Genomic DNA, 25312 nt, shown 5'->3' with positions numbered 1-25312 from the left:
TTCGATGGCGTCTGTGATAAAGCTTGGCCCCCTGCACACAGGCGGGGGGATGCAATGAACGCGTTGAAAGTCGCAGTGCTCGGCGCCGGTTCCTGGGGGACCGCGCTGGCGGCCCTGATCGCCCGGCACGGCCACCAGGCCGTGCTGTGGGGACGCGATGAGGCGGTGGCCCAGGCCATCGACCTCCGCCACGAGAATCCGCGCTACCTGCCGGGCATCGAACTGCCCGAGACCCTGCGCGCCACCACCAGCCTGGCCGCGGCCATGGCCGACGCCGATCTGGTGCTGGTGGTCGTGCCCTCGCATGCCTTCACCGACACCCTGCGCGCGCTGGCGCCGCTGCGTCCTGCGCAGGCGGGCGTGAGCTGGGCGACCAAGGGCTTCGAGCCCGGCTCCAGCCGCTTCCTGCACGAGGTGGCCGAGGACGTGCTGGGTCCGGACGTGCCGCTGGCCGTGGTGACCGGCCCCTCGTTCGCCAAGGAGGTCGCCCAGGGCCTGCCCACCGCGCTGACCATCCACGGTGCCGACGAGGCGTTCTGCCAGCAGGTCGCCGACGTGCTGCACGGCCCGACGTTCCGCGCCTACACCGGCAACGACATGGTCGGCGCCGAGCTGGGCGGCGCGATGAAGAACGTGCTGGCCGTGGCCACCGGCGTGGCCGACGGCATGGGCCTGGGGCTCAACGCGCGCGCCGGCCTGATCACCCGCGGCCTCAACGAGATGCTGCGCCTGGCCGCGGCCATCGGCGCGCGCCCGGAGACCCTGATGGGCCTGGCCGGCCTGGGCGACCTGGTACTGACCTGCACGGGCGACCTGTCGCGCAATCGCCGCCTGGGCCTGGCGCTGGGGCGCGGCCAGTCCATCGAAGAGGCCGTGCGCGAGATCGGCCAGGTGGTCGAGTCGGTGCAGACCGCCGACGAGGTCATGCGCCAGGCGCGCCGCTACGGTATCGACCTGTCGATCAGCGAGGCCGTGCGCGATGTCCTGCACGGCGAGATCACCCCGGCCGAAGGCCTGGAGCGCCTGCTGGCGCGCGAACAGAAACCGGAATATCCGGAAACCCTGTTCCAGTAGCCCTATCGCGTTGCGATCATGAAACCTCCCACCCGAACGGGTGGGTCTTTTTTGGATCTTCGTTCAAGTGCGAGGCCAATGAACGCACTGATCGTAGCCGCGCGGTTCCTCCAACGAAGCGGTTTAGCTCGACGCTCGAGGCAGCGGTCCGGCGGGCGGTGGCCGCGCCTAGCGAGGCAGGAAGCCGAGCGCCCGAATCAGGGCAGGATGCCCTGATTGAGGGATAAGCGGCCACCGCCCGGCGGACCGCTGCCCCTCCGAAGCCACAACGCTAAGCCGAAGCAATCCCCCGATCGCGAGTAGATAAATTTTCCTTGGGCTCGAACGCCCGCGCCCGGCCACGCGACGCGATGGTCAGCGCGCCGGCGCGGTGCTCGTCAGCCCACCATCGAGCGCAGCAGATCGCAGGCGTCCGAACGCCGATGCGGCGACAGGCGACGGATCAGCTGCAGCACATGCGTTTCCACCTCATCGCGCGCCAGCCGCTCGGCAGGAGGCGTCGTCGGCGCGCCGGGCGCCGCTTCGGCCTGCGTGGCCTCACTGGTCATCGGGCCACGCCCGGTGGCCAGCCACTCGAACAGGACCTGGGTGATCACCGCGATCTGCGCCAGATGCTCCACGCTGGGATGCGTGCCGCCCACCCGCTCCCACTGCGCCACGGCGCTGCGCTGCACGCCGACCTGTTCGGCCAGCTGGGTCTGCGACAGGGTCTTCAAGCGTCGAGCCTGACGGATACGGTCTGCCATGACATGCATCTTCCACCTCCTGTTGGGTTGTCATGCGATTGGCCGCGCCCGCGACGCGGGGGCGGCGCGCTTAATGGATGGTGCCTTCAGGCGTGAACGGCAACTGCGGCAGCCTCCTGCGAGGCCTGCTCGCCAGCAGCGCGCGCTTCGCGCACAGGGCAGGGTGGGGATTCGCAGGCGACGCGTCACATGACGGCATTGACAGCCCGGCATCGCGCGACGTCCGACGAAAACTGCACCCCTTCAGACCGAACATCGCGCCTGGGAAGTGATGCCGCCGTCAGGACGCCCACCCGCCACGCGTCTCACGCCTGCGTCGCGCGCTGTGCGTCCAAGGTCTGCGGTGCAGCATGGGTGCGGCCGAGATGGCTTGGCGCGGAAAGCCCAATAAAAAAGCCCGGCCTTGAAAGGCCGGGCTTTGCGGAGGTCGGATGCGGGAGAGAGGTCGCACCGCCTCGCCGTGATCGCCAGAGCCACCCCAGCGACCACCGGACCACTATCGGCGCCAAAGCCGAAATCCCACGTGAATATTGTACTTAACCGTTTATTAATTCAGGCGACAGTTTGGGAACTCTAGGCCCGGTGTCATTCGCGTGACGCGGTGTGTCCACGCGCGTCACGCAAGACCGCTAGTGCGAGGCCATCAACAGGTCCACGTCACCGCCCGCCGCCGTGGTGTTGACGGTGACGACAGACTCGGAACAGAAGCGCGGCAGGTAGTTGGGACCGCCGGCCTTCGGACCGGTACCGGACAGCCCCTCGCCGCCGAAGGGCTGCACGCCCACCACCGCCCCGATCATGTTGCGGTTGACGTAGACGTTGCCGACCTCGGCCTGTGCGGCGATGGCCTGGGCGCGGGTGTCGATCCGGGTCTGCACGCCCAGGGTCAGGCCGTAGCCGAGCGCATTGATCTGCTCGACCAGCGTTTCCACCTCGCCCTTCCAGCGCAGCACCTGCAGCACCGGGCCGAAGACTTCCTCGCGCACCTGCTCCAGCGCGCCGATCTCGAAGGCCACCGGCGCGATGCTGTTGACCGGCGCGTCGGCCGGCAGCGGCGCGCGCGCGATCAGCCGCGCGCGCCCCTCGAGCGCGGCGATCTGGCCCTGCAGCTTGTCGAAGGCCTCCTGGTCGATCACCGGGCCCAGATCGCTGGACAGGCGCGACGGGTCGCCGACCTGGAGCAGCGCGATGGCGCCGGCCAGCATCTCGATCACGCCATCGGCGATGTCGTCCTGCACGCACAGCACGCGCAGCGCCGAGCAGCGCTGGCCGGCGCTGCGGAAGGTGCTCTGCACCACCGCATCGACCACCTGCTCGGGCAGTGCCGTGGAGTCGACGATCATCGCGTTGAGGCCGCCGGTCTCGGCGATCAGCGGCACGATCGGGCCGTCCTTGCCGGCCAGGGTGCGGGCGATGGCCTTGGCCACCGGCGTGGAGCCGGTGAAGGCCACGCCGGCGATCTTCGGATGCGCCACCAGTGCCGCGCCGGTCTCGCCGGCGCCGTACACGCCGACCAGCGCGTCCTCGGGCACGCCGCAGCGGTGCAGAAGCGCGATCATCGCCGCGCCCACGCCCGGCGTCTGCTCGGCCGGCTTGGCCGCCACCGCGTTGCCGGTGACCAGCGCGGCGACCACCTGGCCGGTGAAGATGGCCAGCGGGAAGTTCCAGGGCGAGATGCACGCCCACACTCCGCGCCCGGCCAGCGCGTAGGTGTTGCGCTCGCCGGTGACGCCAGGCAGCAGCTGCGGGGCCATCAGGCCGCGCGCCTGCAGCGCGTAGTAGCGGCAGAAGTCGGCGGCTTCGCGGACTTCGGACACCGCATCGCCCCAGGTGCGATGGCCTTCGCGCACGATCAGCGCGCACCACTGCGCCAGGTCGCGTTCGAGCGCGTCGGCGGCCTGCTCCAGCGCGGCGGCGCGGGTCTGGACCGGCGTGGCGTTCCAGCGCTTCTGACCCTTGGCCAGCGTCTGCACCAGGGCGTCGATCTGTGCGACCGGGGTCAGCGCCGGCGTCGGCAGCGCGGCGGCCGGATAGGCGGCCAGCAGCGTCCTGGCCATCGGCTCGCAGCTCACGTCGGTGCCGGCGGTGTTGCGGCGCGCGCCCAGGATGTCGGCCGGCAGCGTCACCGCGCTCTGCGGCGCGATGTGCAGCGGCGAGCTCACCAAGGCGCTGGCCGGCAGCGTCTCGTCGGCCAGCTGGTGGACGAAGGAGGAATTGGCGCCGTTCTCCAGCAGGCGGCGCACCAGATAGGCCAGCAGGTCCTTGTGCGGGCCGACCGGCGCGTACACGCGCAGGCCCACGTCCGGGTACTGCCGGTGCGCGGCCTCGTGCACCGCATCGCCCATGCCGTGCAGGCGCTGCAGCTCGAACGGCACGCCGGCCGCGCGCGCCAGGTGCAGCACTGCGGCGATGGTGCCGGCGTTATGCCCGGCGATCTGCGGGTAGATCGCATCGGGCATGGCCAGCATCGCCCTGGCGCAGGCCAGGTAGGACAGGTCGGTGTGGTGCTTGTGGGTGAACACCGGGAACGCGGCCAGGCCCAGCTCCTGGGCGCGCTTGATCTCGTAGTCCCAGTAGGCGCCCTTCACCAGGCGCACCATGAAGCGCACCTTCAGCGCGCGGGCGATACGGGCGACTTCCTCGATCGTCTCCAGCGCGCGGGTCTGGTAGGCCTGCACGGCCAGGCCGAAGCCGTTCCACTGCGGGTAGCGGGCCGCGGTGCGCGTGGCCACCGCTTCGAACACCTCCAGCGACAGCTCCAGGCGCTCGCTTTCCTCCGCATCGATGGTGAGGTTGAGATCGGCCTGGGCGGCGGCCTCGGCCAGCTCGCACACGCGTGGCACCAGCAGCGCCATGACATGGTCGTGCTGCACGGCCTCGTAGCGCGCGTCGATGGCCGAGAGCTTGATCGAGATGCCGTCGGCCTGTTCCACCGGCACGCTGCGATCGCGCGACTTGGCCAGCGCGGCGATGGCGGCGTGGTACTTGCGCATGTAGGCCTGCGCATCGGCGTCGGTGCGCGCGCCTTCGCCCAGCATGTCGTAGGAGAAGCGCAGGCCCTTGCGCGCCTTGCGCTGCTTGCGGGCATCGTCCAGTGCCTCGTCCAGGGTCTCGCCCATGACGAACTGCTTGCCCATCAGCTGCACCGCGCGCACGGTCGCGGCGACCACGGCCTTGGCGCCCATCCTGGCCAGGAACCCGGCCTTCTGGCCGTCCTCGCCCAGCATCTTCTTGGACAGGCTGATGGCCTGGTTGGACAGGGTGGCCAGCCACGACTGCGAGGCGCCGGAGAAATCGGCGCGGCCCAGCTGGTCGGCGGTGAGGGTCATGGCGGTGTCGGCGTCGGGCACGCGTAGCAAGGCCTCGGCCAGGCGCATCAGGGCCAGGCCCTCGGCGCTGGACAGCGGGAACTCGCGCAGCAGCGTCTCCATGGCGAAGGCCGACGGCTTGGCCGCGCGGACCTGCCCGATCCAGCCGATCGCATCGCCGCTGGCCAGGGCCCAGTCCAGGTCCTGCAGGCGCTGCAGCAGGGGGGCGAGCACGTCGGCTTCGGGCCGATAGGGAAGGGGCAACCGCATAAATGACCGCCTGGGGAAGAATGAACTTGAGGATGTGCATTCTGATCGGCGATGCGCCGGATGAATCTCCGTTAGCCGGGCTATGATCCGCGGATGAGCCAACTTCCTGCCGCCCTGGACCGGACCGACCGCAGAATCCTCGCCCTGCTCCAGCGCGACGGCCGGATCACCAACCTCAAGCTGGCCGAAAGCGTGCATCTGTCGCCCACCGCGACCCTGGAGCGGGTCAAGCGCCTGACCACCGAGGGCTACATCATCGGCTACCGCGCGCGGCTCAATCCGCACAAGCTCGGCGCCGGCATGCTGGTCTTCGTCGAGGTGCTGCTGGACCGCACCACGCCGCACATCCTGGAGGAGTTCCAGGCCGCGATCCGCGACCAGCCCGAGGTCATGGAGTGCCACCTGGTCGCCGGTGGCTTCGACTACCTGATCAAGCTGCGCGCGGCCGACATGGCCGACTACCGCGACATTGCCGGCCGGGTGCTATGGAAGCTGCCCGGCGTGCGCGAGACCCGCACCTATGCGGTGATGGAAGAGGTCAAGAACAGCGCGGACTTGTATCTGGATATTTAAGGCAGCCGGATGAGCCGTCGTTGCCGCGCAGGCGGGAATCCGGTGCCTTGTGCGCTTCCCGCGAAAGCCGCTGGGTTCCCGCTTTCGCGGGAACGACGGTGCTGAGGCTCTGCAGCTCCCCTGCCTTGTGGGAGCCGCCATGGCGGCGATGAGGCCTTCCCGGTGGAGCCTCATCGCCGCCATGGCGGCTCCCACAAAACACAAGAGCAGTGACGGACACGGCGCCCTGGGGCGCCGTGTCCGGTTGTGAGGCGGTGCAGGCCGATCAGACCAGGGTCAGCACCACGTCCACGTTGCCGCGGGTCGCGTTGGAGTACGGGCAGACCTGGTGCGCGGTGTCGACCAGCTTCTGCGCGGTCTCGCGATCCAGGCCGGGCAGCTCGATCTTCAGCTCGACGGCGATGGCGAAGGCGCTGCCGGCCGGGCCGATGCCGACCTTGCTTTCGATGGCCACGTCATCGGGCACCTTGATCTTCTCGCGCGCGCCCACCGCCTTCATCGCGCCGATGAAGCAGGCCGCGTAGCCGATGGCGAACAGCTGCTCGGGGTTGGTGCCGGGGCCGCCGGCGCCGCCGAGCTCCTTCGGCGTGGACAGCTGCAGGTCCAGCGGACCATCGGGGGGTGATGCCGCGGCCTTCGCGGCCACCCTTGGCGATGGCGGTGGCGGTGTAGAGGATCTTGTCGGGTTTCATTGCGAACTCCTGGGTTGTTTGCGATTGAATCGCGTGCGATTTCATGGGAACGACGAAGGGGAGGGTGGAGCGGTTCAAACGGTGGGGGTGGCACGCGCGAGCTTGTCGCGCAGGTCTTCCAGCTGCGCCTTGAGCGTGCGCAGCTGATCGGGGGAACAGTCCATGGCGCAGAACAGGCCTTCGGGGACGGACTGGGCACGGCTGCGCAGGGCGTGGCCGGCGTAGGTGAGGTGGATCTCGACCTGTCGTTCGTCCTGTGCGGCGCGGGTGCGCGTCACCAGGCCCGCCGACTGCAGGCGCTTGAGCAGCGGCGTCAGCGTGGCCGAATCCAGGAACAGCTTCTCGCCGATGGACGAGACGGTCTGCCCATCGCGCTCCCACAGCACCAGCATCACCAGATACTGCGGGTAGGTCAGTCCCAGGGTGGCCAGCAGGCCACGGTAGGTGCGGCTGAGCGCCAGGTTGGTCGAATACAGCGCGAAGCACAGCTGGTTGTCCAGCTGCAGCAGGTCGCGGGATGTGTTCGAGGAGTCCATGGGTGCAAATTACATCGTGCACGATTTAATTGCAAGCGATAGGTTGTGCCGGGCCTCAGGCACCGCCGGCGAACCCCTGCTGGCGCCAGGCCTCGAACACCATGATCGCCACGGTGTTGGACAGATTGAGGCTGCGGTTGTCCGGCCGCATCGGCAGGCGCAGGCGTTGTTCGGCCGGCAGCGCGTCGAGCACCTCGCCCGGCAGGCCGCGAGTCTCCGGGCCGAACAGGAAGGCGTCGCCCGGGGCGTATTCGATCGTGTCGTAGCGCTGGCGGCCGCGGGTGCTGAGGGCGAACAGGCGGCGCGGTGCGATCGCGGCCAGCGCGGCCGGCAGGTCGTCGTGAACCTGGAGCGCGGCGTATTCGTGGTAGTCCAGTCCGGCGCGCTTGAGCTGGCGATCCTCCAGCGCGAAGCCGAGCGGGCGGATCAGGTGCAGGCGCGCGCCGGTGTTGGCGCACAGCCGGATCACGTTGCCGGTATTGGGCGGGATCTCCGGCTGGTAGAGCAACACATCGAGCTGAAACGGCGTGCTCATGCGGCACCCAGGCGACAGGTGACCATCGTGTGGCGAAAGACGCCGGAGCGCGAAAGAGCCATGCTGCGTAAGCCGAGGGGCGAAGGGCCGCCAAGTCTAGGCTGCCTGCCGACCTCGAGGCGCGCGCGCCGGATCCCGCATCGCGCTGAAGGTCTTGCGATCAAGCTTGCATCGCGCGGACCCGACAAGCGGACGGTATTGCATGCGGCTCGTGCGCGACTTCAAAGCGTTGCCGACCTTTCCCTGCCACAACGCCCTCGTGGGGCGCCGGACGAGCCGGACGATCGTCAGGATGAAGCGGTAAATCGAAAACCTGCGCTGGCCCAGGCCAAGGGATCTGCCACTAGCATGGCGACTTGCGAGACTTGCTCAGCATCGATGGGCCTGCCAAGCGCCCGCGTCGAGGGGTGTTGCGTACGGCTTGCGACAACCCGCGCGAGCGCTGCCATCGTCAACCTGCCTAGGGGGCTTCCGACCCTTGGCGAATGCTCAGGTGCTGCGAACTACAGAAGGTGCGAACTACAGAAGGACTGCGCGAACTGGCTTCAGCGCGAGGCGGCGCCGCTGATCAGGCTGGCGGCCTGGGTGGCCAGCTGGGCGTTGACCTGCTGCGCCTGCACGGCGGCGACCTGGCCGGCCTGCTGGGACATGTAATAGGCCACGTCTTCGGCGGCCGGGCGGACGGTGACCGCGGCCAGAGTGACCACGCGCTCGGCGCCGCGGGAGGCCTGGTAGTAGGCCAGATCGCTCAGGTCCGGGGTGACCTTCACCGCCGGCAGATCGACCACGCGGGCGCTGCGGGTGGCGTTGAAGTAGGCCAGGTCGGCCGGGTCCGGGCGGACGCTGACGGTCGGCAGGTCGACGACGTGGGCGGCCTGGCTGGCCTGGGCGACGGGCGCGGAGTCCGGCGCGCCGTGGCGGGACAGGAGCATGGAGCCGGCGCACAGGGCGAACAGGGAAGCGGCGGCCAGCGGGAGCAGGGTGTTGGTGTTCATGGTGGGTCTCCGTAGTGATGTCGTCAGGTGGTGTGGTAGTAAAGTAAAACACCTAATCAGTTCGGTCAAGCGCGAAGTGATCGGACTTCGCTTGTGTTCAGTAACTGTTCAAGTTTCGAGAGGGCGGTGTTGCGCGGGAAAGAGCAACGCAGGACGCGTGCCAACTCCAAGTGATTGTTTTTGAATGGGATTCCGCCGAGCGGTGGAGTGTCCGGTGTCCGCAGCGGTGTCCGCGAACACCTGCTCCGATGCGCGAAACTGTCCGAGGGTTTGGATCGGACGGGCTTGAATCGCCGGCGGCATGCCCGCCGAACGCCAGATCAGACGTCGAACCTGCGACGGGCAGGGGGCGAACACCCCGATCCCGTCCAGAACCCTTGCGCCGGCAGGCGGCGCGCCTGCGGCTGTCGCCATCGTCAGCGCCCGCATGGCTTGTGGCCTAGTGAAAACACCGGCGCCCGCGCCTAGCATCGCTGGGCTGTTCCTCGTCTACCCGCTCGGCATCGCGCCGCCGCGGGCACTGCATCCACAAGGAGTTCCATGCGCACTTCGACGCGTCCCCAGATCCGCCTGCTGGCCCTGGCCCTTTCCACCGCGCTGCTCGGCGGCGTGGCCACCGGCGCCGTCGCCCAGGCACCGGCCACCACGGCGACCGCCCCGGCCAAGGTCGACATCCCCTATGAGCAGTTCACCCTGCCCAACGGCCTGCGCGTGATCGTGCACACCGACCGCAAGGCGCCGATCGTGGCGGTGAACCTGTGGTACCACGTGGGCAGCAAGGACGAGCCGGCCGGCCGCAGCGGCTTCGCGCATCTGTTCGAACACCTGATGTTCAACGGCAGCGAAAACGCGCCGGGCGAGTTCTTCGCCCCGTTCGAGCAGGCCGGTGCCACCGACATGAACGGCACCACCAACACCGACCGCACCAACTACTTCGAGAACGTGCCCACCACCGCGCTGGACATGGCGCTGTGGATGGAGTCCGACCGCATGGGCCATCTGGTCGGCGCGATCGACCAGAAGACCCTGGACGAGCAGCGCGGCGTGGTCCAGAACGAGAAGCGCCAGGGCGAAAACCAGCCCTACGGCCAGCTGCGCGAGGTCATCGCGCGCACGATGTATCCGGTGGGCCACCCGTACCACCACACCACGATCGGCTCGATGAACGATCTCAACGCCGCCTCGCTGGACGACGTCAAGACCTGGTTCAAGACCTGGTACGGGCCCAACAACACCGTGCTGGTGCTGGCCGGCGACATCGACCTGGCCACGGCCAAGGAGAAGGCGGCCAAGTACTTCGGCGATATTCCCGCCACGCCGACCATGGCCCAGCCGAAGGTGGACGTGGCCGTGCTCAAGCAGTCCGGCCGCACCGAACTGGAGGACAAGGTGCCGCAGGTGATGGTGCGGCGCATGTGGAACGTGCCGCAGTTCGGCACCAGGGATGCCGATCTGCTCGACCTGGTCTCCGACGTGCTGGGCGGCAGCGCCAGCTCGCGGCTCGACGCGCGCCTGACCCACCAGGACAAGCTGGTGGACAACATCGGCACGGCCAACTACGGCTCGCAGCTGGGCGGCAACTTCTATGTCAACGCGCTGGTCAAGAAGGGCGTGGATCCGGCCAAGGTCGAGGCGGTCATCGACGAGGAGCTGCAGCGCCTGATCAAGCAGGGCCCCACGCCCGAGGAACTGGCCCGCGCCAAGACCAACTACCGCGCCGGCTTCATCCGCGGCATCGAGCGCATCGGCGGCTTCGGCGGCAAGGCCGACGCCCTGGCCTCGTGCGCCACCTTCACCGGCGATCCGGGCTGCTTCCGCGAGTCGCTGGCCAACATCGAGGGAGCCAGCGTGGCCGACGTGCGCGCCGCGGCCGCCAAGTGGCTGGGCAATCCCAGCCACACCTTCGTGGTCAAGCCGGGCACGCGCACGCCGCTGGTGGAAGAGCCTTCCGCCAAGCCGACGCCGTTCAACGCGCCCAAGCCCGATCCCAAGTACACCACCCTGGCCAGCACCGTGGACCGCAAGGATGGCGTGCCCAAGGTGGAGAGCTTCCCGGCGCTGAAGTTCCCGGCCCTGCAGCGGGCCACGCTCAAGAACGGCAGCACCGTGGTCCTGGCCGAGCGCCACGAGATCCCGGTGGTGGACATCGCCTACGACTTCGACGGCGGCTACGCCAGCGACCACGGCGGCAAGCTGGGCACGGCCGGCTTCACCAACAAGATGCTGGGCGAAGGCGCGGGCGATCTGGGCGCGCTGGCCTTCAAGTCGCGCGCCGAGGAACTGGGCGCGTCGCTGGAATCCGGCGCCTCGCTCGACGGCGCCACCGCCTCGCTGTCGGCGCTCAAGGAGAACCTGGACGCGTCGGTGGGTCTGTTCGCCAGCATGCTGCGCGCGCCGCGCTTCGAGCAGTCCGAGATCGACCGCGTCAAGGCGCAGTGGATCGCCGGCATCGCCCAGGAGAAGGCGCGTCCGCAGACCGCCGCGCTGCGCGTGCTGCCGCCGCTGCTGTACGGCGACACGCATCCCTATGGCATCCCGTTCACCGGCTCGGGCACGGAAGCGGCGATCACCTCGCTCACCCGCCAGGACCTGCTGAACTACCAGCAGCAGTGGCTGCGTCCGGAGAAGGCCACGGTGATCGTGGTCGGCGATACCACGCTGGCGCAGATCGTGCCGGTGCTGGACAAGTACTTCGGCGACTGGAAGGGCGAGGGCGTCGCCAAGGCCGGCGTGGACATCCCGCAGGCCAAGCGTCCGGCCAAGCCGCGCGTGTACCTGATCGACCAGCCCGGCGCGGTGCAGGCCAACATCTACGCCGGCGAGCTGCTGCCTTCGAGCAAGGATCCCGGCGCGGTCAAGCTGGAGATGAGCAACGAGATCCTGGGTGGCTCGTTCACCTCGCGCCTGAACATGAACCTGCGCGAGGACAAGCACTGGTCCTACGGTGCCCGCACCGTACTGGCCGGCGCACTGGGCCAGCGCCCGTTCCTGTCCATCGCGCCGGTGCAGATCGACAAGACCGCCGAGTCGGTGGCCGAGATGCAGCGCGAGATCGCCGACTACGCCACCGGCAAGGCGCCGGCAACTGAGGCCGAGGTCGACAAGGTCGTGGCCAACGAACTGCGCAGCCAGCCCGGTGCCTACGAGACCGCCTCGGCGGTGATGGGCACCATCGGCAGCATCGTGCGCTACGGGCGCCCGGACAACTGGGTGCAGGTGCGCAATGCGCAGGTCGCCGCGTTTACGCCCGAACAGGCCAACGCCGCGGCCAAGGGCATCGATCCGAACGCGCTCACCTGGGTGATCGTGGGCGATCTGTCCAAGATCGAGGCCCCGGTGCGCGCGCTGAAGCTGGGCGAGGTCAGCGTGGTCGACGCCGACGGCAAGCCGGTGACGGGCAAGTAAGCCGCCGCGCTGCGTGACCCAAGGCCCCGGTCCGCCCAGTGCGGGCCGGGGCTTTGTCTTGCTGGCGGAGCCTTCCGCAGGCGCTTCTATGGGGCTTTCTGCGGCACCTCTTTGATTTGGAAGCAACTTTCTCTCAGGTCAGGCTGCGGCCTCTTTGTAGAGCGGAGCTTGCTCCGCTGCTCTTCGTTCGCTTCATGGGAAAAGCCCCAGCGGAGCAAGCTCCGCTCTACAGGGCGCGCGCGCACCCGGGTTTTCGCCTTCCCCATTCATCCAGGCTGCGGCACCATGCAGGCCTTCCATCCGTCCTTGCCTTCGACCGGAGCTCCCATGCGCCTGCTCGTCCTTTCCGCCGCCCTGCTGCCCGTCCTGACCGCCTGCACCTGGGTGGAACTGACCCCGCAGGCCAGCGCGATCAAGGTGCTGCCGGCCGGCACGCCGAGCAGCTGCCAGAAGCTGGGCGAGATCTCGGTCTCGGTGAAGGACAAGGTGGCCTTCTACGAGCGCAACGAACTCAAGGTCCGCGACGAGCTGGAGACCCTGGCCCGCAACGAGGCCCTGACCCTGCAGGCCGACGCCATCCAGCCCCTGACCGCGCCCACCGATGGCGAGCAGCGCTTCGTCGGACTGCGCTGCCGCTGACAGTTCTGACTGAATACGTTCACGATACGAGCCCGTACGGCGACGTAAGGCGCGCGCACGCGGCATTGCGCGCTGCGTCAAAGATGCGTTAAGGGTGGGAAACCGCTACCCTTGGCGCCCCTTCGCCTCTAGCCTGGGCACTCGTCCAATGCTTTTCCAGAACGTCTCCATCGCGGGACTGGCGCATGTCGATGCGCCGCATGTGCTGACTTCCAAGGAAATCAACGAACGCCTGCAGCCGACCTTCGACCGGCTGGGCATCCGCACCGACGTGCTCAACGACGTGGCCGGCGTGCACGCGCGCCGCCTGTGGGACGACGAGGTGCAGTCCTCGGATGCGGCCACCCTGGCGGCGAAGAAGGCGCTGATCGATGCCGGCATCGGTGCCGAGCGCCTGGGCCTGCTGGTCAACACCTCGGTCAGCCGCGACTTCCTGGAGCCGTCCACGGCCTCGATCGTCTCGGGCAACCTGGGCGTGGGCGACCACTGCATGGCCTTCGACGTGGCCAATGCCTGTCTGGCCTTCATCAACGGCATGGACATCGCCGCGCGCATGATCGAGCGGGGCGAGATCGAGTACGCCCTGGTCGTGGACGGCGAGACCGCCAACCTGGTCTACGAAAAGACCCTCGAGCGCATGACCGCGCCCAACGTCACCGAGGCCGAGTTCCGCGACGAGCTGGCCGCCCTGACCCTGGGCTGCGGCTCGGTGGCCATGGTGATGGCGCGCCGCGAGCTGGTGCCCGACGCGCCGGTCTACAAGGGCGGCGTGACCCGTTCGGCGACCGAGTGGAACAAGCTGTGCCGCGGCAATCTGGACCGCATGGTCACCGACACCAAGATGCTGCTGATCGAGGGCATGAAGCTCGCGCAGAAGACCTTCGTGGCCGCGCGCCAGGTGCTGGGCTGGGCGGTGGACGAGATCGACCAGTTCATCATCCACCAGGTCAGCCAGCCGCACACCCAGGCCTTCATCAAGACCTTCGGCATCGACCCGAAGAAGGTCATGACCATCTTCGGCGAGCACGGCAACATCGGCCCGGCCTCGGTGCCGATCGTGCTGAGCAAGCTCAAGGAGCTGGGCCGCCTGAAGAAGGGCGACCGCATCGCCCTGCTCGGCATCGGCTCGGGCCTGAACTGCACCATGGCCGAAGTGGTGTGGTGAGGCGCGGAGCCAAGGCAGGGATCTTCCTTGCCCTGGCGCCACGCTATTCTTAGGTAAAAATACGGCGTATAAATTTCCTTGAGGCGGTGAACTCCGCCTCCAAGGAAAATTTCATGGCGCGCCAGACGACCGGGCATTACGTCTCCGGCTCCCTCGCTGGGAGCCGTTATCAGGCCTTCGTGCCTGATCCATTGCCGCCCAGCCCGCCGCTGGATTTTTCCCTGGCGGACCTGGTGCCGCGCAAAGAGCGGGCCGACCAGGCCTTGGGGCGCCTGGATGGCATCACCATGATGCTGCCCGACCCGGAGCTGTTCCTTTACCAGTACGTCCGCAAGGAAGCCTTGCTGTCCTCGCAGATCGAAGGCACGCAGTCTTCGCTCTCGGACCTGCTGTTGTTCGAAGTGGACGCAGCGCCGGGTGTGCCCATCGACGATGTCGAGGAAGTCTCCAACTACGTGGCGGCGCTCAACCACGGCCTGCGCCGCATGCGCGAGGACGACTTTCCGCTGTCGTTGCGCTTGATCCGCGAAATGCACGCGCTGCTGCTCAAGGGTGGGCGTGGCGCCGGCAAGCAGCCGGGCGAATTTCGTAAAGGTCAGGTCTGGGTCGGAGGCAGCTCGCCTGCGTTGGCCCATTTCGTTCCGCCACCGCCGGAAGCGCTGCCTGAGTCCCTGTCCGCGCTTGAGCGATTCCTGCATGCGCCGCCCGGACAGATGCCGCCACTGGTCAAGGCAGCGCTGGCGCACGTGCAGTTCGAGACCATCCACCCCTTCAGCGACGGCAACGGGCGGCTCGGTCGCCTGTTGATTACGCTGATCCTGTGCAACGAGGGCGTGCTTCGCGACCCTAGCCTGTACCTGAGCCTGTACTTCAAGCGCCGCCGCGCCGACTACTACGATCGACTCAACGCAGTGCGCGTGAGCGGTGACTGGGAGGGCTGGCTGGGATTCTTCCTCGACGGCGTGGCCGAAACCGCGCAGCAGGCCGTGGACACCGCGCAGCGCCTGCTGGCGCTGCTGGCCCGCGATCGGGCCCGCATCGCCGCCCTGGGCCAGCGCGCCGGCAATGTCGGCCTGGTGTTCGAGCAGTTCGCTCGGCGCGTGGTGCTCACCGTGCCCCAGGTCGCCCCGCGGCTGGCGCTGAGTCGCCCGACCATCCGCGCGGCGGTACGCGCGCTGGAAGACCTGGAGATCGTCAACGAGTTGACCGGACAGCAACGCCACCGCGTTTTCGCCTACCAGCGCTACCTGAACATCCTCAGCGAAGGCGCACAGCCATTGTGAGCGCACCCAGCGCCTGTCGTTGAGCCACCACGACCTCCGCAATCGAATGCCTGGCAGCTCGCTGCCCGCACCTACGCAACGCTGCCGCGCTTACTGCGCGCCGCAGCACTTCTTGTACTTCTTCCCGCTGCCGCAGGTGCAGGGGTCGTTGCGGCCGGGGGCGGTGTCGCGGCGGATGGGGGTGCGCGGGGTCAGGGCGTCGACGCGGTGGTGGTTGAGGTCGGCCAGCATGCCCGGCAGGCTGGCCACGATCGCCAGTCGTTCCTGATAGCCGATCGGCGTGCCCGGCGCGCTCGGGTCGTCGGGGTTGATCGCTTCGCCGCTGGCCAGGCGATCGAGCTGGTCGAAGATCTCCTCGATCCATTCGTTCTCGTCCAGCCACTGGTCCCATTCGGCCTCGCGCAGCTCCACGGCGGTGAAGAAGCCCAGCGCCCAGTCGTGGCCGACGTCCAGTTCGTCCTCGTGCAGGGCCTCCTCGCCGGTCAGCTCCGGGTCCTCGGGCAGCCACAGCAGCGGCGCGAGGTGGTCGGGCAGGCTGTCCTCGTCGTGGCGGGTGCGCGCGCTGGCCATGTTCCAGTGGCCCATCAGCAGGGACTGGGCCTGCGCCGCGGCCTCCGCGTCGTCCCAGCGCGGCGCCTTGCCGCCCCAGACCACCGGTTGCCATTCCTCCACGGGCACCGTGGACGGCGAGACGGCCAGCGCCGAGAGGAAGCCGTCCAGCGCCTCCAGATTGAAGCCCTTGAAGGGCACCGCGCGCTGGTCGAGCAGATCGGACAGCTGCTCGATCTGGGCGTCGTCGAGGTAGGCGGGGGGAGTGGTGGGCGTGGACATGGCGGAGGCGGCACAGGGACGATGAGGAGGCGCATGGTAGAGCGCATCGGGGACGCGCGTGTCGTGGCGCGGGGCCGGCCGCTACAATGCGCACCCGCAAACGCCCCTCAAGACCCGCGTGCGCTTCCCCGATTACGACTTCAGCAGCCACCGCTTCGAGGTGCGCCCCGGCATCGGCCTGCACTACCTGGACGAGGGCCCGCGCGAGGGCGAAGTCGTGGTCATGCTGCACGGCAATCCGTCGTGGAGCTATTACTGGCGCCATCTGGTGGCGGGCCTGCGCGATCGCTATCGCTGCATCGTGCCCGACCATGTGGGCATGGGCCTGAGCGACAAGCCCGACGACGGCGGCGGGTTGCGCCATCCGCACGGCAGGCCCGATGCGCACGGCCGCCCGCCGGCCTACGACTACACCCTGCAATCGCGCGTGGACGACCTGCAGGCGCTGCTGCGGCATGCCGGCATCGACGATGCCACGCCGGTGACGCTGGCGGTGCACGACTGGGGCGGCATGATCGGCTTCGGCTGGGCGCTGGCGCATGCGGCGCAGGTTCGGCGGCTGGTGATCACCAACACCGCCGCGTTCCCGCTGCCGGCGGCCAAGGCGATGCCGTGGCAGATCGCGCTGGGGCGCGACGCGCTGTTCGGCGCATTTCTCATCCGCGCATTCAACGCCTTCTCCGGCGGCGCCTCGCGCGTGGGCGTGGAGAGGAAGATGCCTCCCGAGGTGCGTCGGGCGTATGTGGCGCCGTACGACAGCTGGGCGCACCGCATCTCGACCGTGCGCTTCATGCAGGACATCCCGCTCTCGCCGGCCGATCGCGCCTGGCCCTTGCTGGAGGCCGCCGGACGTGCGCTGCCGTCCTTCGCCGATCGGCCTGCCTTCATCGGCTGGGGGCTGCGGGACTTCGTGTTCGACCGGCACTTCCTCGATGGCTTCCGCCAGGCGCTGCCGCAGGCGCAGCTGGCCGCCTTCGAGGATGCCGGGCACTACGTGCTGGAAGACAAGCACGCGGTGCTGGTGCCGCAGATCCGCGCCTTCCTCGATGCGCATCCGGTGACTGGGATCGCCTAGCGGTGCGCTCGGTGGGAGCCGCCACGGCGGCGATGGGGCTCTATCGGTAAGGCCCCATCGCCGCCGTGGCGGCTCCCACCACCCACAAGGCTGAGGTTTTCTCAGTCCGCGGGAAGCGGATTGCGCTCGATGTCGCTGACGCCGATCCAGTCGGCTTCGGTCAGCGCATGCAGGCCGTGCGCCAGTCGCGACTTGTCGCATTGCGCGCTGCGCTGGCCGAACTCCAGCGACGCCGGCACCGCCGCGCACACCGAAGGGCGGCGGTCGTGGATGGTGCAGCGGCTGTAGCGGCCGATGTCCGCGTCCAGCGCGATGCAGCGCGGATGGCTTTGCGAGGTGCCGCGCATGACGCGCTCGTGGGTGCGCAGCGAGTCGGTCAGTTCGACGGGGACGTGTCCGCCCAGGGTCGGCTCGGCCTCGCTCCAGTGGAAGCTCACGCGGAAATAGGCGCAGCAGGCGCCGCAGCTGAGGCAGGGATGCATGGGGGCTGCCGGGCGGCGCGCGGCGAGGTCGGACAAGGGCGCGGATTCTGCCCGAACCGCCGCCGCGCGCAAGCGCTGCGCCTGGCTCAGGCGAGCGGCACCCGGCCCTTCACCGCCCAGGCCAGCGCGGCGTAGGCGCGCGGGCCGTCCGCCTCGCCGTCCAGATAGGCCGCGCGCATGGCCGCTTCCAGCCTTGCGCGCGCGGCCGTGTCGAGGCCGCCCACGTAGGCGGCGCCGGGGCCGTCCTTGCCCAGGTACGGGCTCCAGTAGTCCTCGAAGTCGTCGAAGGCCATGCGGATGCCGACCTGCGTCTGCTTGACCTCGACCAGGCCGGCTTCCCGCCAGGCGGCGGCCAGCTCGCCCGGCCGCGTCGTCGGCCGGGTGAAGTTGCGGGCGCGCTGCTGCGCCGCGCCCGGGTCCAGGGCGGCGGCGGTGTCGAAGAACATCCGGCCGGCGACGAAGCCGCCGCGGGCGTCCCACACGGCCGCCGCCACCGTCGCGCCGGGCCGGGCGACGCGCACCATCTGCGCAACGGCTTGCGCGGGTTGCGGGACGAAGTGCAGCACCAGCAGCGACAGCACCCGGTCGAACACGCCGTCCCGATACGGCAGGGCGCAGGCGTCGCCGACGGCCAGGGCCGGGCGCGGCGGCGGCAGATGCCGGTGCGCGTGGGCGACGTAGGCAGGGGTGAGGTCGACGGCATGGACCTCGCAGGACGCCTCGCGGGCGAGCAGCTGCGCCGACAGCGCGCCGGTGCCGCAGCCGACGTCCAGCACCCGTTCGCGCGTGCCGGTGCCGGCGAAGTCGAGGAAGGCCAGCGCGAGTTGGCGGCTCCAGCGGCCCATGTTGCGCTCGTAGCCTGCGCCTTCCGCCGCGGTGTAGGTGGTCGATGCGTGCATCGTCGGTCTACCGCGAAGGGGGCGCCTGCGGCCATTGTGTGCAAACGCCCGGTCGTGCGCCATGGGCTGCCGCGATCCGCGCGCAGCGGCGACGGCGTGCGCGGCAGCGCCATCGGCGACAATGGCGCGATGACCACCGTCTGCAACATCGCCGCACGGCTGCCCGAACTGGCGCGCGAGCGCCCCGACCAGATCGCGCTGCGCTGCCCGGGCCGCGGCGGGCGCTACGACATCGCGCTGACCTATGCGCAGCTGGACGCGCGCAGCGACGCCATCGCCGCGGGCCTGGCCCGGCACGGCATCGGCCGCGGCACGCGCACGGTGGTGATGGTGCGGCCCTCGCCGGCGTTCTTCCTGCTGATGTTCGCGCTGTTCAAGGCCGGCGCGGTGCCGGTGCTGGTCGATCCGGGCATCGACCGGCGCGCGCTGAAGCAGTGCCTGGACGAGGCGCAGCCGCAAGGCTTCATCGGCATCCCGCTGGCGCAGGCCGCGCGCCTGCTGCTGGGCTGGGCGCGCAGCGCGACCCGGATCATCACCGTCGGCCCCCGGCTGGGCTGGGGCGGCGTCACCCTGGCCCAGGTCGAACGTGACGGCGCCGGCGCCGGCCCGCAGCTGGCCGCCACCGACGGCGAGGACGTGGCCGGCATCCTGTTCACCAGCGGCTCGACCGGCGTGCCCAAGGGCGTGGTGTACCGGCACCGGCATTTCGTCGGCCAGATCGACCTGTTAGGCAAGGCGTTTGGCATGGTGCCCGGCGGCGTGGACCTGCCGACCTTTCCGCCGTTCGCGCTGTTCGATCCGGCGCTGGGCCTGACCAGCGTCATCCCGGACATGGACCCCACGCGCCCGGCCAAGGCCGATCCGGCCAAGCTGCATGCGGCCATCCGCCGCTTCGGCGTGACCCAGCTGTTCGGCTCGCCCGCGCTGATGCGGGTGCTGGCCGAGTACGGCCATCCGCTGCGGACGGTGAAGCGCGTGACCTCCGCCGGCGCGCCGGTGCCGCCGGACATCGTGGAAAAGATCCGCGCGCTGCTGCCGGACGATGGCCAGTTCTGGACGCCCTACGGCGCCACCGAGTGCCTGCCGGTCGCGGTGATCGAAGGCCGCGAACTGGACGCCACCCGGCAGGCCACCGAGGCCGGCGCCGGCACCTGCGTCGGCCGCCCGGTCGAGCCCAACCTGGTGCGCATCATCGCCATCGACGATGCGGCCATTCCCGAGTGGCACGGCGTGCGCGAACTCCCGCCCGGCCAGGTGGGCGAGATCACCGTCGCCGGCCCGACCGCCACCGACAGTTACTTCAACCGCGACGCCGCCACGCGCAGCGCCAAGATCCGCGAGACGCTGGCCGATGGCGGCACGCGTGTGGTGCATCGCATGGGCGATGTCGGCTACTTCGATGCCGAGGGCCGACTGTGGTTCTGCGGCCGCAAGACCCAGCGCGTGGAAACCGCCGCCGGCCCGCTCTACACCGAGCAGGCCGAGCCGGTGTTCAACGTGCACGGCGAAGTGCGCCGCACCGCGCTGGTCGGCGTCGGGACGCCGGGCGCGCAGGTGCCGGTGCTGTGCTTCGAACTGCTGCCCGGCGTCTCGCCGCAGCGCGCCGACGCCGTCGCCGCCGACCTGCGCGCCATCGCCCAGCGCCACGCGCATCTGCGCGGCATCGCCACCTTCCTGCGCCATCCGGGATTTCCGGTGGACATCCGCCACAACGCCAAGATCGGCCGCGAGAAGCTGGCGATCTGGGCCGCCGAACAAGGAGCGATACCCGCATGAAGCTGCTGGTCACCGGAGGGGGTGGATTCCTCGGCCAGGCGCTGTGCCGCGGCCTGCTCGAACGCGGGCACGAGGTCATCAGCTTCCAGCGTGGGCACTACCCGGCGCTGGCGGCGATGGGCGTGGGCCAGATCCAGGGCGACCTGGCCGATGCGCATGCGGTCCGCCACGCGGTGGCCGGGGTCGATGCGGTCTTCCACAACGCGGCTAAGGCCGGCGCCTGGGGCAGCTACGACAGCTATCACCAGGCCAACGTGGTCGGCACCGACAACGTCATCGCCGCCTGCCGCACGCACGGCACCTCGCGGCTGGTGTACACCTCCACGCCCAGCGTCACCCATCGCGCGACCCATCCGGTCGAAGGCCTGAGCGCCGACGAAGTGCCTTACGGCGAGGACTTCCAGGCGCCTTACGCGGCCACCAAGGCCATCGCCGAGCAGCGCGTGCTGGCGGCCAACGACGCCTCGCTGGCCACCATCGCGCTGCGTCCGCGCCTGATCTGGGGGCCGGGCGATCATCAGATCCTGCCGCGCCTGGTCGAGCGCGCGCGCAGCGGCCGCCTGCGCCTGGTCGGCGACGGCATGAACAAGGTCGACACCACCTACATCGACAATGCCGCGCAGGCGCATCTGGACGCGTTCGATCACCTGGCGCCGGGCGCGGTCTGCGCCGGCAAGGCCTATTTCATCTCCAACGGCGAGCCCTGGCCGATGCGCGAGGTCCTGAACGCGCTGCTGGCCGCCACCGGCACGCCGCCGGTGCGCAAGTCGCTCTCGTTCAAGACCGCCTACCGCATCGGCGCGACCTGCGAACTGCTGTGGAAGGCGCTGCCGCTGAAGGGCGAGCCGCCGCTGACCCGCTTCCTGGCTGAGCAGCTGTGCACCCCGCACTGGTACAGCATGGAGCCGGCGCGGCGCGACTTCGGCTACGTGCCGCGCGTGTCGATGACCGAGGGCCTGGCCCGCCTGAAGAGCGCGTGGAGCGAATCCGGCTGAATCCTCACGCGGCCGCGATGCGCCAGGCCACAGGCTGGTCGCACGCCGATCCGGCGCGCCACAAGGAATCACCGCCGTGCTTCATTACGCCATCGTCTTTCTGGTCATTGCGCTGATCGCCGGCGTGCTGGGTTTCAGCGGCATCGCCGGAACCGCCTCCAGCATCGCCTGGGTCCTGTTCGTGGTGTTCTTGATCCTGGCCGTGATCTCGTTCTTCCGCAAAAAAGCGTAGGCGACCGCGTCAGAGCGGGCAGGCGAAATAGCCGACCCGCTTGCCGCTGGGCAGATCGGCCTGGCCGACCTGCTCGAAGCCCAGTCGCTGGTGGAAGGCGACCGAGCCAGGATTGGGCGGGTCCAGATTGATCTCGCACACCAGGCGCGTCTGCCCTTGCAGGCGCGCCTGCTGCTTCAACGCTTCGTACAGGGCGCCGGCCAGCCCGCGGCCCTGCGCGTGTTCGGCCACCACGACCCGGTCGATGTAGACGAAGCGCTCGAAGCGCGCCGACAGCCAGGCGAAGTTCGGATTGTCGTAGGCCGCGTCCTGGTCCAGCGCGATCAGCAAGGCATCGGCCTGGCCACAGGTCCGGGCGAAGCAGGCCATCCCGATCAGTTGCGCGAACTGCCCCGGCGTCTGCCAGGACAGGGCCGCGGCATGGGCGTTGTTGAGCGCCAGCAGGGCCGGCAGATCGGTCGGGGCAACGTCTCGCAGTGGCATGGCCTCGCTCACTTGCACAGCCCCGCGCTGCGAAGCTCGCGGTTGGCGCATGCAAAGCGCTGAAATGCCAAGACGCGTAAAGCCCAAATGCCTTTGAAGCACTTTTTCACGTGTGCGTTGCCCATTGATCGTTCCACTGCTGCTCGGGGGCGCACAGCATGGCCCCGGGGGCTGGCCGCTGCACAGCATTGGGCATGGGAAGCTGAAGTCACTCAGCTGGGAAGCCCTGTTGAGGATCAGTTTTCGTGTGGCTTGCCTGTCTTGAGTTGCGCGTCAGGGCGGGTGCGTCGGCCCTGCCTCGGCCTCGCATCGCTTCCATTTCATCTCGAATGCTCCGGCAACCCTTGTTCACCCACGGGCCGTGCGCATCCCCCGGTTAGAATGCCCGCCATGTCGCCCACCCCCTTCGATGCCCTCAAACCGCTGGCCGGCCGCGCGCTGGAAGCCGCGCTCAACCGTGCCGTCGCGCTCGACCCGGACACGCGCGATGCGCTGGCGCCGCTGGCCGGCCGACGCATCGCCATCGCGCTGGATTCCCCGCCGCTGGCGCTGGAGATCGCCGTGGAGGCCCAGCGCCTGCACGTGGGGCCGGTCGATCCGGCCAGCGAGCCGGACCTGGCCGTGCGCAGCACGCTGGGCGGCCTGCTGGGCCAGCTGCCGTTCCTGCGCCGCGACGATGCCGCGCCGGTCGGCAAGCTGCGCGTGTCCGGCGATGCCGACCTGGCGCGGCGCCTGCAGACGCTGGCCAAGCGCTTCGACCCGGACTGGGCGCAGCCGCTGGTGAGCGTATTCGGCCCGGTGCTGGGCGTGCAGATCGCCGGCGCGCTGCGCACCACCCTGCTGCGTCTGCGCGAGACCGGCAGCGAGCTGGCCGGCAGCGCCGCTGAGTTCGTCACCGAGGAATCGCGCGACGTGGTCGCCAAGGCCGAGCTGGAAGCCTTCCACGACGAGGTCGACGGCCTACGCGACGATGTCGAGCGCCTGGCCGCGCGCCTGTCGCGCCTGGCGGCGCGCGCATGAGCATGGCGTGGCCGGGGATGAAGAGCGTGCGCGCCGCCGTGCGCGCCAACAAGATCGGCCGCGTGCTGATCCGCTACCGCCTGGACGCGCTGCTGGAGGACACGCCGGCCGGCCCGTGGCTGAGGCTGGCCCGTCCGTTCGTGCCGCGCGCCCGCGACGACGTGGCCGCGCTCAGCCGCGGCGCGCGCCTGCGCCTGGTGCTGCAGGAGCTGGGGCCGATCTTCGTCAAGTTCGGCCAGATCCTCTCCACCCGCCGCGACCTGATCCCGCCGGACGTGGCGCAGGAACTCACCCTGCTGCAGGACCGGGTCAAGCCCTTCGACGGGCAGCGCGCCCAGGCCATCGTCGAGCAGGCGCTGGGCGTGCCGATCGAGGTGGCCTTCGCCCACTTCGACACCACGCCGCTGGCCTCGGCCTCGATCGCGCAGGTGCATGCGGCGACGCTGCACGACGGCCGCGAGGTGGTGGTCAAGGTGCTGCGCCCGGACATCGAGGCGCAGATCGCCGGCGACATCGCGCTGCTCAAGTCCGGCGCGGCGCTGGTGGACTACGCGCATCCGTCGGCCGACAAGATCCGGCCCAAGGAGATCGTCGCCGAGATCGAGGCCACGCTCGCCGCCGAGCTGGACCTGCAGCGCGAGGGCGCCAACGCCAGCGTGATGCGTCGCTTTTGGCAGGACTCGCCCGACCTGTACGTGCCGGAGATCATCTGGACCCATACCGCCGAGCGCGCGCTGACCATGGAGCGCGTGGTCGGCATTCCTTCCGACGACATCGTCGCGCTGGACGCGGCCGGCATCGATCGCAAGGCGCTGGCGGCCAAGGGCGTGCGCGTGTTCTACACGCAGGTATTCCGCGACAACTTCTTCCACGCCGATGCGCACGCCGGCAACATCTGGGTCGATCCCGATCCGCTGCGCAAGGATGACCCGCGCTTTATCGCGCTGGACTTCGGCATCGTCGGCCAGCTCTCGCAGCAGGACCAGTACTACCTGGCCGAGAACTTCATGGCCATCTTCAACAAGGACTACCGGCGCATCGCCGAGCTGCACGTCGAGGCCGGCTGGATGCCGGCCACCGTGCGCATCGACGAGCTGGAGGCGGCCGCACGCGCGGTGTGCGAGCCGTACTTCACCCGGCCGCTGTCGGAGATCTCGCTGGCGCAGGTGCTGATCAAGCTGTTCCGCACCGCGCAGAAGTACGAGCTGACCCTGCAGCCGCAGCTGATCCTGCTGCAGAAGACCCTGCTCAATATCGAAGGCGTCGGCCGCCAGCTCGATCCGCAGCTGGACATCTGGGCGGTGGCCAAGCCGGTGCTGCAGCGCATCCTGGTCAAGCGCTACAGCCCGCTGCATGCGATCAACGAGCTGCGCAAGCGCATCCCCGAGATCATGACCCATGCCCCGGACATGCCGCGACTGGTGCATGCCTGGCTCAAGCAGCAGGTCGATGGCCAGCATGAGCTGTCGATGCGTTCGAAGGACCTGGCCGCGCTCAACCTGACCCTGCAGCGTCTGCAGCGGCGCGTGGTCACCGCCATCGGCGGCGCGGGCCTGCTGGTGGTGGCCGCGGTGCTGCACGCCTTCGGCGTCGGCGGCCCCAGCCTGTGGGGCGTGCCGCTGTGGACCTGGTTCACCGGCGCGCTGGGCACCCTGGCGCTGCTGTCGGCCTGGCTGCGGCGCTGAAGGCGCCGAGACGGTGCACGCCGACGCCTCGCTGCAGGCCCTGAAGGCCGAGCTGTTCGCCCACGGCGAGCGTAACGACGCCGTGCAGCAGGCGCGTGGCGCGCGGATGCTCAACATCACGCCGGACACCGGCGAGTTCCTGGCGGTGCTGGTGCGCGCCACCCAGGCGCGCCGGGTGCTGGAGATCGGCACCTCCAACGGCTATTCGACGCTGTGGCTGGCCGAAGCGGCCGCGGCCCTCGGAGGGCAGGTCACCACGCTGGAATTCGCGCCCGACAAGTGGGAGCTGGCACAGGCCACGTTCGCGCGCAGCGGCCTGGCCGCGACGATTACTTCGGTGCAGGACGACGCGGGTGGATGGCTGGCAGCGGCGCAGACGGCGTCGGCCGACCTGGTGTTCCTCGACGCCGACCGCAGCCGTTATCCGGCCTGGTGGCCGGATCTGAGCCGGGTGTTGCGCCCCGGCGGCACGCTGGTGGTGGACAACGCCATCTCGCACGCTGCCGAACTGGCGGCGTTCGAGACCATGCTGCGCGCGGACGATGCCTTGACCTGCGCCCTCCTGCCGGTGGGCAAGGGCGAACTGGTCGCCGTGCGCGCGCCCGACTGAGCG

Annotated in this window: 22 protein-coding genes and 1 pseudogene; 13 read left to right on the top strand and 10 right to left on the bottom strand. The window is 69.5% G+C overall.

The window, feature by feature from the left end; all coding sequences use genetic code 11:
• The first annotated feature begins 54 nt into the window (after positions 1 to 54).
• Positions 55 to 1074 (top strand): NAD(P)H-dependent glycerol-3-phosphate dehydrogenase, encoded by a 1020-nt coding sequence (locus QE438_RS13615; protein ID WP_307184121.1) that lies wholly within the window; start codon positions 55 to 57, stop codon positions 1072 to 1074.
• A gap of 377 nt (positions 1075 to 1451) precedes the next feature.
• Here the strand turns inward: QE438_RS13615 and QE438_RS13610 are convergent, their stop codons facing one another.
• Both QE438_RS13610 and QE438_RS13605 read right to left on the bottom strand, forming a co-directional pair.
• Positions 1452 to 1820 carry a helix-turn-helix transcriptional regulator gene (locus QE438_RS13610; RefSeq protein ID WP_268961201.1) on the bottom strand — a complete coding sequence of 123 codons (369 nt, stop codon included), beginning with the start codon at positions 1818 to 1820 and terminating at the stop codon, positions 1452 to 1454.
• A gap of 629 nt (positions 1821 to 2449) precedes the next feature.
• Positions 2450 to 5398: an L-glutamate gamma-semialdehyde dehydrogenase gene (locus QE438_RS13605; protein ID WP_309734679.1), complete on the bottom strand. Its 2949-nt coding sequence runs from the start codon at positions 5396 to 5398 to the stop codon at positions 2450 to 2452.
• A gap of 93 nt (positions 5399 to 5491) precedes the next feature.
• On the opposite strand from QE438_RS13605, the gene QE438_RS13600 reads away from it, so the two are divergent.
• Positions 5492 to 5971, top strand: coding sequence for an Lrp/AsnC ligand binding domain-containing protein (locus QE438_RS13600; RefSeq protein WP_130520851.1), 480 nt, complete (start codon positions 5492 to 5494; stop codon positions 5969 to 5971).
• A gap of 265 nt (positions 5972 to 6236) precedes the next feature.
• Here the strand turns inward: QE438_RS13600 and QE438_RS13595 are convergent.
• From QE438_RS13595 to QE438_RS13580, 4 genes and pseudogenes are all read right to left on the bottom strand, one after another.
• Positions 6237 to 6663: pseudogene (locus tag QE438_RS13595) on the bottom strand (organic hydroperoxide resistance protein).
• A gap of 74 nt (positions 6664 to 6737) precedes the next feature.
• The gene (locus tag QE438_RS13590; RefSeq protein WP_306994948.1) at positions 6738 to 7199 is read right to left on the bottom strand and encodes a MarR family transcriptional regulator; all 462 of its coding nucleotides are present in this window, start codon (positions 7197 to 7199) and stop codon (positions 6738 to 6740) included.
• Between the two features lie 55 nt (positions 7200 to 7254).
• Complete coding sequence (gene trmL, locus QE438_RS13585; protein WP_306994951.1) at positions 7255 to 7734, bottom strand: tRNA (uridine(34)/cytosine(34)/5-carboxymethylaminomethyluridine(34)-2'-O)-methyltransferase TrmL; 480 nt, start codon at positions 7732 to 7734, stop codon at positions 7255 to 7257.
• A gap of 545 nt (positions 7735 to 8279) precedes the next feature.
• The gene (locus tag QE438_RS13580; protein ID WP_130524630.1) at positions 8280 to 8729 is read right to left on the bottom strand and encodes a hypothetical protein; all 450 of its coding nucleotides are present in this window, start codon (positions 8727 to 8729) and stop codon (positions 8280 to 8282) included.
• A 540-nt stretch (positions 8730 to 9269) separates the two neighbouring features.
• Between QE438_RS13580 and QE438_RS13575 the strand changes: the two genes are divergently transcribed.
• The 4 genes from QE438_RS13575 (at position 9270) to QE438_RS13560 (ending at position 15221) form a co-directional block, all read left to right on the top strand.
• A complete protein-coding gene (locus tag QE438_RS13575; protein WP_130524631.1) occupies positions 9270 to 12134 on the top strand; it encodes a pitrilysin family protein in 2865 nt (954 codons plus the stop codon).
• 327 nt (positions 12135 to 12461) lie between these two features.
• Positions 12462 to 12773, top strand: coding sequence for a DUF4156 domain-containing protein (locus tag QE438_RS13570; protein ID WP_130521836.1), 312 nt, complete (start codon positions 12462 to 12464; stop codon positions 12771 to 12773).
• A 148-nt stretch (positions 12774 to 12921) separates the two neighbouring features.
• Entirely contained in the window at positions 12922 to 13938 is a 1017-nt protein-coding gene (locus QE438_RS13565) for a 3-oxoacyl-ACP synthase III (protein ID WP_130521835.1), read from the top strand.
• A gap of 113 nt (positions 13939 to 14051) precedes the next feature.
• Positions 14052 to 15221 (top strand): Fic family protein, encoded by a 1170-nt coding sequence (locus QE438_RS13560; RefSeq protein WP_306994955.1) that lies wholly within the window; start codon positions 14052 to 14054, stop codon positions 15219 to 15221.
• 90 nt (positions 15222 to 15311) lie between these two features.
• Here QE438_RS13560 and QE438_RS13555 read toward each other — a convergent pair whose 3' ends face one another.
• Entirely contained in the window at positions 15312 to 16052 is a 741-nt protein-coding gene (locus QE438_RS13555; RefSeq protein WP_306994957.1) for a UPF0149 family protein, read from the bottom strand.
• A 118-nt stretch (positions 16053 to 16170) separates the two neighbouring features.
• Here QE438_RS13555 and QE438_RS13550 point away from each other — a divergent pair, with 118 nt between their 5' ends.
• Positions 16171 to 17127 (top strand): alpha/beta fold hydrolase, encoded by a 957-nt coding sequence (locus QE438_RS13550; RefSeq protein ID WP_306994958.1) that lies wholly within the window; start codon positions 16171 to 16173, stop codon positions 17125 to 17127.
• A gap of 101 nt (positions 17128 to 17228) precedes the next feature.
• Here QE438_RS13550 and QE438_RS13545 read toward each other — a convergent pair whose 3' ends face one another.
• Together QE438_RS13545 and QE438_RS13540 are read right to left on the bottom strand one after the other, a co-directional pair.
• Positions 17229 to 17609, bottom strand: coding sequence for a YkgJ family cysteine cluster protein (locus QE438_RS13545; RefSeq protein WP_130521475.1), 381 nt, complete (start codon positions 17607 to 17609; stop codon positions 17229 to 17231).
• Between the two features lie 86 nt (positions 17610 to 17695).
• Entirely contained in the window at positions 17696 to 18508 is an 813-nt protein-coding gene (locus tag QE438_RS13540; protein WP_306994960.1) for a class I SAM-dependent methyltransferase, read from the bottom strand.
• A 129-nt stretch (positions 18509 to 18637) separates the two neighbouring features.
• Here QE438_RS13540 and oleC point away from each other — a divergent pair, with 129 nt between their 5' ends.
• The 3 genes from oleC (at position 18638) to QE438_RS13525 (ending at position 21511) form a co-directional block, all read left to right on the top strand.
• On the top strand, positions 18638 to 20284 hold the full coding sequence (gene oleC / locus QE438_RS13535; protein WP_307184122.1) for an olefin beta-lactone synthetase: 1647 nt from the start codon (positions 18638 to 18640) through the stop codon (positions 20282 to 20284).
• Positions 20281 to 21279: a 2-alkyl-3-oxoalkanoate reductase gene (oleD, locus tag QE438_RS13530; RefSeq protein ID WP_306994961.1), complete on the top strand. Its 999-nt coding sequence runs from the start codon at positions 20281 to 20283 to the stop codon at positions 21277 to 21279. The genes oleC and oleD overlap by 4 nt, the downstream gene beginning before the upstream one ends.
• Before the next feature lie 76 nt (positions 21280 to 21355).
• Positions 21356 to 21511: a DUF1328 domain-containing protein gene (locus QE438_RS13525; protein WP_130521481.1), complete on the top strand. Its 156-nt coding sequence runs from the start codon at positions 21356 to 21358 to the stop codon at positions 21509 to 21511.
• Between the two features lie 9 nt (positions 21512 to 21520).
• Here QE438_RS13525 and QE438_RS13520 read toward each other — a convergent pair whose 3' ends face one another.
• A complete protein-coding gene (locus tag QE438_RS13520; RefSeq protein WP_306994962.1) occupies positions 21521 to 21994 on the bottom strand; it encodes a GNAT family N-acetyltransferase in 474 nt (157 codons plus the stop codon).
• Between the two features lie 390 nt (positions 21995 to 22384).
• On the opposite strand from QE438_RS13520, the gene QE438_RS13515 reads away from it, so the two are divergent.
• The 3 genes from QE438_RS13515 to QE438_RS13505 are packed head-to-tail and all read left to right on the top strand — an operon-like array spanning position 22385 to position 25309.
• Positions 22385 to 23014 (top strand): SCP2 sterol-binding domain-containing protein, encoded by a 630-nt coding sequence (locus tag QE438_RS13515; protein WP_306994963.1) that lies wholly within the window; start codon positions 22385 to 22387, stop codon positions 23012 to 23014.
• A 26-nt stretch (positions 23015 to 23040) separates the two neighbouring features.
• Positions 23041 to 24699, top strand: a complete 1659-nt coding sequence (ubiB, locus tag QE438_RS13510) for a ubiquinone biosynthesis regulatory protein kinase UbiB (RefSeq protein WP_130521659.1) — start codon at positions 23041 to 23043, stop codon at positions 24697 to 24699.
• Between the two features lie 13 nt (positions 24700 to 24712).
• A complete protein-coding gene (locus tag QE438_RS13505; RefSeq protein WP_306994964.1) occupies positions 24713 to 25309 on the top strand; it encodes a class I SAM-dependent methyltransferase in 597 nt (198 codons plus the stop codon).
• Positions 25310 to 25312 lie beyond the last annotated feature (3 nt).

The organism is Pseudoxanthomonas sp. SORGH_AS_0997, from assembly GCF_031453535.1.
In the GTDB taxonomy this organism is placed as follows: domain Bacteria; phylum Pseudomonadota; class Gammaproteobacteria; order Xanthomonadales; family Xanthomonadaceae; genus Pseudoxanthomonas_A; species Pseudoxanthomonas_A winnipegensis.
This window is presented reverse-complemented; position numbering and strand designations above follow the sequence as displayed.